The organism is Candidatus Nitrosocaldus islandicus (assembly GCF_002906215.1).
In the GTDB taxonomy this organism is placed as follows: domain Archaea; phylum Thermoproteota; class Nitrososphaeria; order Nitrososphaerales; family Nitrosocaldaceae; genus Nitrosocaldus; species Nitrosocaldus cavascurensis.
The window spans coordinates 1,418,849-1,431,811 of sequence record NZ_CP024014.1; the positions used below are offsets into that span (position 1 = coordinate 1,418,849).

Consider the following 12,963-nt stretch of genomic DNA (forward strand, 5'->3'; position numbering starts at 1 on the left):
TTGTTCTTAATGCTTCCTGTTGCTATAGCGATAACAACTACTGTAGATCATATCTTATATGATAGCATATCCTTAATTGCTAACTTTAAGTATGAAGTAGAGTCATTCTTACATTATTCTAAAGACTTCATAATTACTACTGCTCTCTTTCTTATAGAGAGTATTGAAGAAGAGATAATAAGCAGACATAGGGATTATCCTACAGCAAGTGCAGAGTTCAGTTATAGTATAGTAGAAGATATGTATGAAAAGAGTAGAGGAGAAGCAAGAATAAACTTGCTAATAGAGATAAGAGTTGATAGCGATGAGAGAGATGATAGTAAAAGTGGTCATAGTCATAGTCATAGGAATGATAAACTATAGATATGGTTAGAGAATCCCTCTCTTCTATTCTTCATAATAAGATACTGCTCTTTAACATCATAGTTGTAACAGCAGTCATTATCTTCTTGCTTATAGCAAACATACAGCATGAAGTAGACTTAGAAGAGTATGTTACAATACCTTATGACCACTCCCCAATTTTGAGAGAACCAAATGAATATACGGATATTGAAGTTATATACGATAAAGATACATTCCAACTAGAATATAGTGTCTTTAAGAATAATAATAATACTACTGACTGTATATCTATAGAAGACAATAAGGAGAAAGCATTACCTATGAGTCCTACTACTACAGTATATTTTATATGTGGAGAAGGAGTATGGACTGTAGCAGTAGCAGTAAAGAAGATAACAGATGAACCTGCAGTCTATATGCTTAAGATAAATGGTAAGATAGTAGCATACTTCAGTGATCCATTTCCTACTGGTTATAACTCTATACTGCTATATTCAACAGTAGCAGATGCTAAAATAAAGATAGAGATAAACAAGGTTGAGAGATTAGGTTAACATATTATAAGTTCACCTTTCTTCTATTGACTTCTTTCTCAGTATTCTATTATATATTATGATGCCTCCGATGTGGTTCATGGGACCACAACGGTATCATCTTCCACTACTATTATATTATGATGATGACAAAGAGAAATACAAAAACAGATAGAGCAGTAGTAGCTACTACAGCATTCATTCTATCAGAAGTTACAGAAGATGAGAGAGCAAGATGGATGCGTATGCTAGTGATACTAGGACTAGCAGGTGTCTTGATCATATTTGGAAGAGATATAGTTCAGTTCATGACTGGTGTAACAGTCCCTGTACCACCACCTTCAGCTGGTGCATGTCCTTCAGGAGCTATACATGGAGCAACAGGATTACCGTGTGATACTGTGAGAGCATTATCACAGCTATTCGTATTGTCAAGATACATAGGTATAGCAATTACAGCTATAGGTGGAGCATTAGCAGTAGTTAAGCTGTAGTTGTGGTAGTAATGATGATTAAGCACAGTAATAATAGGTGATACTATAATGAAACCAATAGAGATAATTTGGTTTGAGAACATATCTGCATTCAATGAACAGGTATTAGGATTAGGAGGAATAAGAGTATCAATGAAGCAGTTACTCTTCACATTCCTTGCATTAGGGTTAGCATTATCCTTGCTTAACTTTGCTAAGAACCTCATATTAGCAGTATTAATACCTTCGTTTCTGCTTATGTTAGCATTTGTTAGACCGTATAACATAGGTATGGAAGAATTATTAATTGATATGGTAAGCTTCTTTTCTAGAAAGAAGAGCATAGGAGCTGTAGAGGATAAGAAGGAGAAGGATAAGAGCAAGAAGGAGAAGGAAGACAAGGATAAGGTGTCTTCAAATAAAGAAACAGAGATACCAATTACTACTACCGCTACAGCAACACCAGATACAGTAACAATTGTTACACCTACAACAGCAGTAACAGAACCAGATTTAGAGATACCAGTAACTAGTGTTATACCTGTAACTAGAAGTAACCTCCTGCATTACATAGTACCATTAAGTAAGGACTTCAACCTAGAGATTACAGATAAGGAGTATGTTATTGCTACAGGTGAGTCAACTATACATATAAGCAAGGATACTGTTAATGCTATAATTGCTATAGAGATCAAAGATAATGCAGTAGCAAGGATAACAGTTAACAAGCACCCATAATAGATAGCAGAACAGCAAACGTTCTGCTATCAGTCTTTATTTATTCATTTTATTTATCTATTTATTTATTTATTCATTTATAATCTTTGTTTTATCTTGTTAATAAACAAATAACTCCTTATGAATGCTGAAGTATGAATAACAGCGAATAAAATAAACAGTAGTGCTAACCCAGAACTATCAAGTAAGAATAACGATAGCATGTAGATGATAGCATACTCTATGCATAAGACTTTTATAAATGCTGTTACTATGTCCTTGCTTCTTCTTACTATCATATTCAACTCATACATCTTTACATACCTTCTATTCAGAAATGTATAGGTAGCATCTAGCATGAATGCTATGAACCATATCAGATATGCTATCTCTACTTGAATAGGGATGAAGACAGTAAGAATGACAACAGTAACACAACCAAATAATATAGTTAGAAGGTTATCTCTAACCCAACACATCGTATTATAATATGATGATAATAAAGAAGAGCAATAATAATAAGAATAAGAAGAAGAACTTAGATACGATAACAACTACTGCTGCTACTACTACAGCATTACCTTCCTCATCTTCACCTTTATCTGTACCATTCCTCAAAGACTGCTATATATATGAGATCAAGAGTCTAAGCAACTTCTTTGTCCTTAATGAAGAGAAACAGCATAACCTAATCATTAGATTCCTTCAGTTCATAAATAATGCTACTGTACTGCATAGTCTGCATATGCTTATCTATAGGGATAGCATCCAATATCATCAAAGAATATATCCTGTAATAAGGGTATTTATCGCATCAAAAGACTTAACATTGGAGCATCTCTTAATGAACTCAGAATACAAGTATAGCAAGGTGCAAGAGTTACCGTTCTTCTCTAATATTAAAGGGGTAAGAGAGTATGCTACATACCTTAAACTACATCCAAATGAGGTATATGCTAGGATATTCTCTTTAACAGCATTACCGTCTACACTGTATCAAGCATGGATATTCCAATTGCTTAATCATTGTGATCTGCTTTTATTAACGTATAAGAGAGTTGAGCAAGCAACTGCAGTATCCTCTGTAATAAGGTTAGCTTCTATGTTAAAAGCAACACAGAGCAGAAAGTTAGAGTTAAAGATACAGAGAGCAGAGCAGTTAAGAGAAGCATTGGTAAGACAAGAGACTTCTTTATTTAAATTATCTTTGAATGCTGTAATAACAGCAAGAGATAAGCAAGAGTTGATAACATATAGCAAGTCATTCAAGAGATCAATGAAAGCACAGTTAGTCAAGTTTGTAGCATACCCATTCAAACAATATTCAATGTTATACGAAGGTGAAGGTAAAGAACTATACATAGAGTTAGGTTCATTAGCAATAACATACCCGTTTGTATCTTCAGATATGCTTGAACTAGATGGTATCATGCTAGGAGAGAATATTGTTACAAAAGCACCAATTTTATATGACTATAGAGTAAGAGATAATTACAATTGCTTAATCTTAGCAACTTCAGGAGCTGGTAAGTCAGTTACAGCTAAACTACTGCTAACAAGGTTACTATCAAGGTATCCTAATGCTTACTGCTATGTTATAGATCCGCAAGGAGAGTATGAGAGGTTACAGGGAATGCTAGGAGCAAGTGTTATCAGGTTAACAGGTTATGAACAACTAGGGTTAGACCCATTTCTATTATTCGATAAAGTAGAAGTAGCAGATATAATAGCAGATATAGCAGAAGCACCAGATACAATAAGGAAGGAGTTAAGATCAGTATCACAATACTGTAATACAATATTTGATCTTTATGAGAAATGCTCAGATAATGCTAAACTATACCTAGTTGACCTAGTTAACTCACCTATTTCTTTGATATTCAAAGGTAAGACAATGTTACAGCAAAGGAATATCCTATCCTTGAAAGGAGCATATGCTGGTGAAGCTAAAGTTACTATGCTACTAATACTAGCATTAGCAAGAGCATGGAAGCAGATCAACTCATTACCTGCTAATATACCTAAGATACTAGTGATAGATGAGGGTTGGATGCTCTTTACTATGCATTCAACTGCTAGATTCGTTAATCTCATTGCTAGGGTAGGAAGGAAATTAAACGTAATATTCATATTCATTACTCAGAGACCAGAGGATGTTATTGCAAATGAGTATGGTAGAGCATTATTGGATAATGCAGATACAAAGATACTGTTAAGGAATAATGAACTTGCTTCAGCAAAGATATCTGAAGCATTGCAGTTATCAAATGAAGAGAAGAACCTTCTAGTAAATTTCATGCGTGGTGAAGCATTATTGCTTACTAGGGAGTATAGATTAAGGATACAGATAAAACCTACTGAAGAAGAGTTACAGTTGTTCAGTACTAGTCCAATATCTATATAGAATAGTAATTTAACTACTAGTAGCGAATATTCATTCTCCTCTTTTATAGGTATTATTATATTTTGATATGAGTAGATGGAAGAAAATAGATAAACTTGAAGGAATAAGCAGAATTATGTTGTTAATGATAATAGGTATGTGTATAGGTTATACATTAGTCACTCTCTTTGGATTGATAATAGGTGCTATACTCTCATCTGTTCTGCTATGGTTCTTCATTAGGGTTATGAAATCTACATTAACAACAGAAGACTCATCAGTCTTACTCGGTAAGAAGTCTACATCCACTAAGATAAGATATAGATGTCTAGCATGCAATAATAGTTATACTGACAAAAGAGAGTGTCCTAAATGTGGTTCTAAGATGAAGCAGATTGAGTTCTATTAAGAAGTATTAACTATCTCTATTACTACAACTATTTATTTATCCTAATTGTGTAAGTCTTCATATTATAGAATGTGAAGAAGAATAGCATCATCTTTCTTCTAGGAAAGATAATATTCTCAGTAGCATTCATAGTCTCTGTTATCTCTGTAACCCCAACAGTATATGCTACACATACAAGTTTTCATCCTATCTGTTATGAAACAGAGGATGAGAGTGATGAGGATACACCTTCATACTCAAGGTATCGTTATAATTATTACAAATTATGCGAATACTATGAGAATGGGGAGAGAGTTAAATATACACTCTCTATTATGACGATAGATAGGTATAGCAGTAAGACAAGTGTATACAACTATCATAGAGTATATGAGACTGATAAGATATACACTATACTAAATAGGGAGTATAATGAGTGGTTAACATCTGGTTATGAGCTTCGTTCAAATTATACACAGTATGCTGGTCAAGGTGGAAGAGATTACTTTAAAGAGGTTAAAGAATGGTATGATACAGAGGCAAGAAGAATCTATACCTATCTGGAGTATAGTGGTTGGTATTCTTACCCTGGTTGCTGTAGTGCTGAATGGTCTCAAATCAGCACCAACGGTGTATCATGGGATGCATTATGCTATCCTTACAGCAATGCTGCACAGCGTTACTTTACTGTAAATGGTTTACCTACAGGTAATGAAGATGGAACATTTTATAGGAATGACTCATTCAACTATAAAGCAGAGATAGAGTTAAGGAGGAATAATGATGTTCTTCCATGTTACTTCTCTAGAGGTTATAATTTTAACTTTAATGCTCTTACAGCATTGCAGTTAGATGCATGTTATAAGTATTTTACTCATCCTGAACTAAGAGAAGAGAGAGTAGTAAGATATGGTGCTAACAATAGCAGATTTGTTTACTTTTACTACTATCCTACAGGTAATACAATAACTACTGATATATGCATTGATGCTGATATTAAGGTTAGAGATAATGCTTCTTATGGTAATCATTACATATCTGCTAGCATAGACTATGTTTATCCTATAACAAGGATATGGAATCATACAAATTACTGTAGTAGTATTCCTTGGGGTAACTGCGCTAGACCTACTGATGAGAGTGGATATCAGAGATATTATGGTTACTATCTACCGTTAGCAACTGCTATGGTTGTTCATTATAATCCTAAGTTTTTAATCTATCCATTCCTGAATATCTCTGATCTGTATAGATGGTCATATGATAAGCAGTTATCATTAGCAGTAAAATATCTAGGCTCACAGGGTAATAGCAATGATCCAACAGATACCACCATATATCCTAACAGGAGAGCGTTAATTAATAAGAATGAAGAAGAAGCATATGCTTATCAAATATACAGGGGTTATGGTATACCTACTGTAGATCCCAATAGGGTTAAGCAGGTATTAGATATACCAATAGAGTATAATGTAAGGACTGCTTATAACTGTCCTACACCTGATATCAGGATTAATAGCAATCAAGAAGGTTATGTACAGGGTATAGCAGTATTAAGATCAGCATACTTCATATTAGATGTTAAATTCACAGATAGTAGCAGAGAACCATCTGATTATGTATTTGATTTCCAGAGATACCAACTAGCAGACTTGACACTGAAAGGTTATTTATATACTAAAGCAGGTAGTATAGCAGGTAATGACCTTATAACAGATAGGCAGGTAGCAGAGTATGAATACATATATCCAGCAAGAGTATTCCTACGAATAGTATCATTGCGTATTGTGACTGAAGATAATAATAGTCAACTAGTACCCTTAACAGTATACAAGATAAAAGTAGAGTCTATACCTTCTAATACTAGAGAAGACTATGACCTACTCTCTTATGCAAGAATGAAGTATAACTATGATATTGCTAAACTTAACAACAATATACCTGATCCTGCTCTAGTAGAGCTTATAATCTGTGTAGAGGATGCTGATAATACATATAAACCTGTTAATATTGAGAGATATAATACTAATTTCATATCATTTCTGGATAGGTTCTATATGCTTAGGTTACCAGAGAATGCAAAAGAAGTCTTTAAAGTTAACAACCTATTAGATATACCTTTGCATTATGTATTGCAATCTTTAACACCTCAATACATTAAGATAACTATCCAGACATATCCTTACCAAGGAGAGATAACTAACGTGTATCCATTACCAGCATACCATCAATATGCTATATATCAGAGGGATATTTTCTTAGGTACAGGTATATGGACTGATAAATATGTTAAGCGTATTGGTTCTTTACTGCATATAGAAGCACCTAAGCACTTTAACATACAAGAGGTTATTGTGAATGCAGGAGGTATCTTTACTCTACAGAACTGCTCAATAGGTTGCATAGTTGATGTTGGTAATAATAGAGTAGTAGGAGTTGCATATAACGAATGGGGGGCAGTAGGATTATTCTCCTATCCAGCAGTAACAATACCTGCACCATCTGAAGATAAGCATATTGGTTGGACTATGCTTGCTATAGGATTGTTAGTAGGTTTTGTAGTCTTGATGCTTCTAAGATACTTTAGGAGAGAGATAGCAGAAACAAAGGAGTAAGATAATGATGGAGAGATCTGATTATTATTACTATTATATTATGAGGGACGATGGATAATAAGGTAGTATTCAATAAAGAGAGAGCAAGAGAAGCAGGTAAAGGTAATAGTAGCAGTTTCTGGAATCCTAGTGGTGATGCAGAAGCAGTCTTTGAGGTATTAGATGAACCAAGAGTAATAGCAAAGACTGGAAAGATGAGGAGAGACGCTTGGGTTCTGGATGTCAGAATACTTTACGGTAAGGATTATGATAGTGAAGGTGAAATAATAGAATTAACAGGAGAGAAAAGAGCATTAATACTGAACTCAAAGACTGTGATAGAGAGTAAAGTAAAGAGGTTGATTGAGCAGTATAAGACACTAAAAGGAATGAGATTAGTCTTAATAGGACTAGGAGAGGTAGAAGGAGAGAACGGTTCTTACATAGACTTCTATATTAATACAGAGGAGAATGCAAAGAAAGATGGTGTAGTAGAAGTAGTAGAAGAAGAGACTAACTAAATCAAACCATCATTTTTATTTATTTATTTATTCAAGAATAGAATGAATAAATTATATTATGATTATGAATAACATCATAAACAACTACTCATGTTATCAGTTAATCTTTCAACAGCAGTATGATTTCATAGCAACAGCAAGACAGCTAGAACTCGTAATACAGAGGATACCAGAACTTATCTTCCTCCTCTACTCTAAAGAGAGAGTCTATGCTATGCTATTGATAGAAGCAAAGTATAAAGAGTTGTTTAATACAATAAATACTCTAACATTACAGGAATATCCTACTGATGATATAATGCTAAGCATTAATAATAAGCATATCTATGCAGTTATGAAGTTTAAACAACATTATGCTATACCGTTTGTTCTACAACCTGAACACTTCCCATTCTACAAAATATTAGCTGATTATACATATAAGCATACAAATAGTAACATTAGCAATAGCAATAGCATTAGCATGAGTATTAGTTCCTCAATACCACTACTCTTTACTATGCATATTAAACAACATAATGAGAGAGTATCTATAGCATCATATCTAAGGAAGCATGATCTGAAGAGAACCTCGCTATTCTATGCTTACTCTGAACACATGAGATTCAAGTTACAGCAGACACATTATCATTCAACTTTAATAGTAGCAGGAGATGATAGAGAGATATTACTAAAAGGTTTAACAGCATTCAAGACTCAGTATTTCACATACAGGATCAAGAGTAATAAGAATTATCGTAATAACAATAATAAAGAGCTATATAACTCAAGACTGTATAAGGATATATTCAATAGACCAAAGAAACCACTCTTTAATAATAACAGATATACAGTATTATCACATACAGAAGTAGTATCTCTAATGCTACCTGATTCATTAATGCTAAGACTAACGATAGATGGTGTAAGACCATATACCACGGGTAAGATGCTATGAAGGAAGATTGTAACTATTATAGAGAAGAGAAATATACTAATATTTAAGATTTTAACGTAAGATGCTATGAACTTACTTACTTACTTTTACTTTTGTCATCATAACATGAAAAGATAGGAGGTAGAACTATACTTACTGAAGCTGTATTTGCATAAGTAACGAACCTCCGTTTCTGCTAACATATCATTATATAATTATATTATGAGGTATGGAGAGCATACAGGTAACAAAAGAAGGAGCAGTGATAGGGACTATAGAACTACAGAACCTTAGATACCCGTTTGAGCAATACCCTGTAGCAGAAGCTAGTATGGTGTTACATTTAGGTAATACGGTAAGACAGTTAAACAAGGTTAAAGCTGTTTTAAGCAATAACGAGTTGGTAGCAATAGTAGGTAAGCACTTCGCAGTCATACCAAATCAGTTAGTAATGGATATGGTAGCAGAAGCAAGCAAAGACTTGAACCTATCAACTCTAGCAGTAAAATATACAAAAGAAGGATATGCTGTCAGAATAGATATGCTATCAGATAGGAAGGAAGCAGTTGAACCAAACGATTTGGTGCAGTTTGGAGTATCAATAAGGAACTCAATAGACGGTACTTCAGCATTAGCAGTTGATATGTTCACATACAGGTTAGCATGTAGGAATGGAGCAACTGCAAGGATACAGAACCTAACATTCAATGCTAGACATGTTGGTGATGTCAATAGACTCTTAGATATGTTTAGAGAAGCATTAAGAACAGCGCTAGAGAACTGCTACCAGTTGATAGAGATATACAGGAAAGCAACAAAAGTCAAACTAGATGATGCAATAGCAGAGAAGATAACAGAGTTAAGACTTCCTTACCTATACTACAGATATACCCCAATAAGAGTGAGGTATGGTGAAGAAGAGGAGATAGAAGTATTAAGAGAAGCAACACTCTGGGAGGTATTCAACGGTATAACATATGCTGTTACACATAAGAGCAGAGCAAACCCAATAGCAAGGTCAAGGATGACTAACAGACTACATAGAGTTATTGCTGAGCTAGTAGAATAATAAAACAAACAAACAAAAACTCTCTTTTCTTTTTACCAATTAAAAGAATGACAATACCAAAGTCTTACATTCTCTAGCAAGATTAGAAATAAAATGTGGAGATTTTATTGTAGTTGTTATTGTTATTTATTGTAGTTGTTATTATTGTTGTTACTACAATTATTATTTATTAGTGTTCCTTATTGCTCGTTAAATATGCTTTCTCTTCTTTCATGTCTATATAGAGAGTAAGCAAACCAGCTGTTGTGTATAGTCTATACATGTATAGACTACCCCTACCTGTTTCTAACCATATCGCTATGATATTGTTAGCGTTTAATGCAACACCATACCTCTTTGCTACTTTCACTAAACCGTCTATGTCTACTTCTATTTCTTTCTCCATTGTCTTCATCATAATATAATAAGAGTTTTGTCTCTCTAACCCCTGTATTTATCATTATAATATGATGAAAGGGGTAGGAAGAGACCAAAACCAGCAAGACCAATACCAACCAACTGCACTAGAGAAGATAGAGCAGTTACTCTCTATAGCATCAGAGAAGATGAATATTGCTAATAATAGCAAAGGAAGAGAGAGACGAGAGGCTCTAGAGGAAGCATTAAAAGCTTACATAGAAGTAGTCCCCCACCTAAGAGGTGGTGCGTTGATGATTGTAGTCATACAGCAGATACATGCAATTGAGGAGATGATTGAATTAGAGATGTCTTTAAATTCTTCTAACGAATCTAGCATAGAATGCAATAATACTGTATATACCATACACAAGTATATAGACTGAAACCTACCATAACCTTTTTCTTATTTCTTGCTTTAGATTCATTATATTATTATAATATAGATGATAAAAGATAATGATAGAAGAGAAGAACTCTTCAAGGAATTATGGAATGTAAGACAACAACTCTATAGACTATATGATCTTGAGAAGATGACAGAGTGGAAAGCTAAAGACCTGATAGCATTATATGAACTATTTGAGGAGTATGCTATTGCTGATAATAATAATAATAAGGATAGTATGCTGACTCATCTACATACTATAAAAGCAAAAATAGATGAGAAGATAAGAGAAGCAAGTATAAAAGGAGAGACAAGAAGAAAAGCTTATCTATCAAAGCAGATAGACAAGGTATTAACGCTTATAGCGTTAGCAGAATCAGATAATAAAGAAGGAATAAACAGATTAGTATCCATGTATAAATTGCTTATGAATAATAAGCAGTTATTAGAAGCGTTAAAGGAGTATCTAAAGAATAAGGAAAATGAAAAGTTAAATGAAGTAATAAATTTGGTTAAACAAGACTTAGAGAATAAGATAATAGAATTGAAGAAGAGGCTATTATAACAGACTACTGTTATATGTTCAAAACAAGGAAGCAGAGTGATAAGAATAGTAGTAGTAAGAGTAGCTATACTACTACTGTTGGTAGTAGCAATAATAATAATAATGATAGACTAAAGGATATAATCCTTAATAACCCAGACCAAACAATTATAGGTTATGATCCATATAAGGATAAGTTCTATGCTATACCATCGCAAACAAGAGTTCATACATTCATAGTAGGAGAGACAGGATCTGGTAAATCAGAGAGCATAAAGTTGCTTATATATCAACACATTATTAGAAAGGAAGGTTTCATGCTTATTGATCCGCATGGTATGCTTGCTAGGAGTGTTCTTAGAATGCTTAAGAGAGAGATGAGTGGAGAGGAGTTCAATAACAATGTAATATACATTAATCCTTCAATGACTCAATATAAGATTAATCCTTTAGAGGTTAAGGATTACAGCAAGAGACATATAGTAGTTATGTCATTCATAAATGCATTAAAGAACTTATATGAATATGCTTGGGGTGATAGGTTAGAAACCATATTAAGGAATGCTGTAAATTTAGTTATGGAGTCAGATTATCCTTGCACACTAACAAAGATTGCTAGAGTATTAGCAGATAATAAATATAGAGATATGCTGGTTAAGGGTTCATTGGAGAAGGATTATGAGTACTTCTGGTATTCTGTGTATCCTAATTATGCTAGAGAGGCTTTTACAGCTGTATATAACAAGTTAGATAAACTATTATCTATTAATTCAATAAGGAGTGTATTTAATGTTGAAGAGAGCAATTTAGATATCTCACAAGCAGTAGATAGTAGAAAGATAATAATAGTTGATTTAGCATCTGGTTTCACAGATGATATTATAAAATTTTTAGCATCTATATTCATACACATGCTGTATATAACTGCTAAGAGGATAGATAAGATAGAGAGTATAGAGTTAATAGTACCACAATCAACTATAGCACCTTATTATTTGTATATCGATGAAGCACAGTTAATAGCAACTTTTGCTATAAGAGAGGTATTAAACGCAATGAGGAAGTTTGGAGTTAAAGTAACATTAGCTACACAAACGATTAATGCATTTGATAAGGAGGTTCAAAGAGAGATATCTGCATTATGTAGAACAATAATATGCTTCAGATCAGATATAGATACTGCTAATGCATTTGCTTATCTATTCAATATAAGAGCAGAGCATATATACACATTACCATTGCATTACTTCTACTTCTATTCGCAAGGAGAAGAGAGTATAAGGGGTTTAGCAAAGAGCTATGTGTTAGGATAGAGTGATCATAACAGGATAGAATAATAATAATAGTTGTAGTAACAATAATTCCAGAACCGTATAAATTATTTATAATTATCTATTGATGATAGCAAGAGCATTAGCATTAGAACCAAATGAGCGTTATACTATAACTGTAGCACCAGAAGTAGCACTATACTTCATAGATAGTTTATATGCAATGTATTCATTGCATGTTGAGGTTAATGAAGCAAATACAGGTATAGTCATACATGTAAAGAATAAACCTGATAAGAAGACATTGCATATAAGCAAGAGAGCAAGGTTAATCCTTGAGAAGTACTTAAGCTGAAGACTCGATATTTAAGCAGGATACTGCTAAGCAAGTAATAGCTGGAGACCAACAACAATAATAATAACTA

General features: G+C 33.5%; 13 protein-coding genes. 12 read left to right on the plus strand and 1 reads right to left on the minus strand.

Translation table 11 applies throughout. The features are described from left to right. The first annotated feature begins 449 nt into the window (after nt 1-449). From CRG89_RS07480 to CRG89_RS07525, 8 genes are all read left to right on the plus strand, one after another. Nucleotides 450-899, plus strand: a complete 450-nt coding sequence (locus CRG89_RS07480) for a hypothetical protein (protein WP_158648783.1) — start codon at nt 450-452, stop codon at nt 897-899. 119 nt (nt 900-1,018) lie between these two features. Further along, nucleotides 1,019-1,372 (plus strand): hypothetical protein, encoded by a 354-nt coding sequence (locus CRG89_RS07485; protein WP_158648784.1) that lies wholly within the window; start codon nt 1,019-1,021, stop codon nt 1,370-1,372. Nucleotides 1,373-1,420: 48 nt separating this feature from the next. Beyond that, nucleotides 1,421-2,089: a hypothetical protein gene (locus CRG89_RS07490; protein WP_103287640.1), complete on the plus strand. Its 669-nt coding sequence runs from the start codon at nt 1,421-1,423 to the stop codon at nt 2,087-2,089. 469 nt (nt 2,090-2,558) lie between these two features. Next, the gene (locus CRG89_RS07500; protein ID WP_103287642.1) at nt 2,559-4,472 is read left to right on the plus strand and encodes a VirB4 family type IV secretion system protein; all 1,914 of its coding nucleotides are present in this window, start codon (nt 2,559-2,561) and stop codon (nt 4,470-4,472) included. A gap of 702 nt (nt 4,473-5,174) precedes the next feature. Next, a complete protein-coding gene (locus tag CRG89_RS07510; RefSeq protein WP_158648785.1) occupies nt 5,175-7,454 on the plus strand; it encodes a hypothetical protein in 2,280 nt (759 codons plus the stop codon). A 50-nt stretch (nt 7,455-7,504) separates the two neighbouring features. Next, nucleotides 7,505-7,954: a hypothetical protein gene (locus CRG89_RS07515; protein ID WP_103287645.1), complete on the plus strand. Its 450-nt coding sequence runs from the start codon at nt 7,505-7,507 to the stop codon at nt 7,952-7,954. A 58-nt stretch (nt 7,955-8,012) separates the two neighbouring features. Then, nucleotides 8,013-8,891: a hypothetical protein gene (locus CRG89_RS07520; RefSeq protein WP_158648786.1), complete on the plus strand. Its 879-nt coding sequence runs from the start codon at nt 8,013-8,015 to the stop codon at nt 8,889-8,891. Nucleotides 8,892-9,099: 208 nt separating this feature from the next. Then, on the plus strand, nt 9,100-9,939 hold the full coding sequence (locus tag CRG89_RS07525; RefSeq protein WP_103287647.1) for a DUF932 domain-containing protein: 840 nt from the start codon (nt 9,100-9,102) through the stop codon (nt 9,937-9,939). 169 nt (nt 9,940-10,108) lie between these two features. On the opposite strand, the gene CRG89_RS07530 is transcribed toward CRG89_RS07525, so the two are convergent. Further along, nucleotides 10,109-10,324 carry a hypothetical protein gene (locus CRG89_RS07530; protein WP_158648787.1) on the minus strand — a complete coding sequence of 72 codons (216 nt, stop codon included), beginning with the start codon at nt 10,322-10,324 and terminating at the stop codon, nt 10,109-10,111. A gap of 61 nt (nt 10,325-10,385) precedes the next feature. On the opposite strand from CRG89_RS07530, the gene CRG89_RS07535 reads away from it, so the two are divergent. The 4 genes from CRG89_RS07535 (at nt 10,386) to CRG89_RS07550 (ending at nt 12,893) form a co-directional block, all read left to right on the plus strand. Continuing rightward, nucleotides 10,386-10,721, plus strand: coding sequence for a hypothetical protein (locus CRG89_RS07535; protein ID WP_103287649.1), 336 nt, complete (start codon nt 10,386-10,388; stop codon nt 10,719-10,721). A gap of 60 nt (nt 10,722-10,781) precedes the next feature. Continuing rightward, nucleotides 10,782-11,288 carry a hypothetical protein gene (locus CRG89_RS07540; RefSeq protein ID WP_103287650.1) on the plus strand — a complete coding sequence of 169 codons (507 nt, stop codon included), beginning with the start codon at nt 10,782-10,784 and terminating at the stop codon, nt 11,286-11,288. Between the two features lie 14 nt (nt 11,289-11,302). Next, nucleotides 11,303-12,580 (plus strand): type IV secretory system conjugative DNA transfer family protein, encoded by a 1,278-nt coding sequence (locus CRG89_RS07545; protein WP_103287651.1) that lies wholly within the window; start codon nt 11,303-11,305, stop codon nt 12,578-12,580. Between the two features lie 85 nt (nt 12,581-12,665). Then, a complete protein-coding gene (locus CRG89_RS07550; protein WP_103287652.1) occupies nt 12,666-12,893 on the plus strand; it encodes a hypothetical protein in 228 nt (75 codons plus the stop codon). The last annotated feature ends 70 nt before the right edge of the window (nt 12,894-12,963 follow it).

Excerpts from the sequence above, each read along its gene's own strand:
- CRG89_RS07485 (WP_158648784.1), top strand. The coding sequence starts at position 1,019 with ATGATGATGACAAAGAGAAATACAAAAACAGATAGAGCAGTAGTAGCT.
- CRG89_RS07490 (WP_103287640.1), top strand. The coding sequence starts at position 1,421 with ATGAAACCAATAGAGATAATTTGGTTTGAGAACATATCTGCATTCAAT.
- CRG89_RS07500 (WP_103287642.1), top strand. The coding sequence starts at position 2,559 with ATGATGATAATAAAGAAGAGCAATAATAATAAGAATAAGAAGAAGAAC.
- CRG89_RS07510 (WP_158648785.1), top strand. The coding sequence starts at position 5,175 with ATGACGATAGATAGGTATAGCAGTAAGACAAGTGTATACAACTATCAT.
- CRG89_RS07515 (WP_103287645.1), top strand. The coding sequence starts at position 7,505 with ATGGATAATAAGGTAGTATTCAATAAAGAGAGAGCAAGAGAAGCAGGT.
- CRG89_RS07520 (WP_158648786.1), top strand. The coding sequence starts at position 8,013 with ATGATTATGAATAACATCATAAACAACTACTCATGTTATCAGTTAATC.
- CRG89_RS07525 (WP_103287647.1), top strand. The coding sequence starts at position 9,100 with ATGGAGAGCATACAGGTAACAAAAGAAGGAGCAGTGATAGGGACTATA.
- CRG89_RS07530 (WP_158648787.1), bottom strand. The coding sequence starts at position 10,324 with ATGGAGAAAGAAATAGAAGTAGACATAGACGGTTTAGTGAAAGTAGCA.
- CRG89_RS07535 (WP_103287649.1), top strand. The coding sequence starts at position 10,386 with ATGATGAAAGGGGTAGGAAGAGACCAAAACCAGCAAGACCAATACCAA.
- CRG89_RS07540 (WP_103287650.1), top strand. The coding sequence starts at position 10,782 with ATGATAAAAGATAATGATAGAAGAGAAGAACTCTTCAAGGAATTATGG.
- CRG89_RS07545 (WP_103287651.1), top strand. The coding sequence starts at position 11,303 with ATGTTCAAAACAAGGAAGCAGAGTGATAAGAATAGTAGTAGTAAGAGT.
- CRG89_RS07550 (WP_103287652.1), top strand. The coding sequence starts at position 12,666 with ATGATAGCAAGAGCATTAGCATTAGAACCAAATGAGCGTTATACTATA.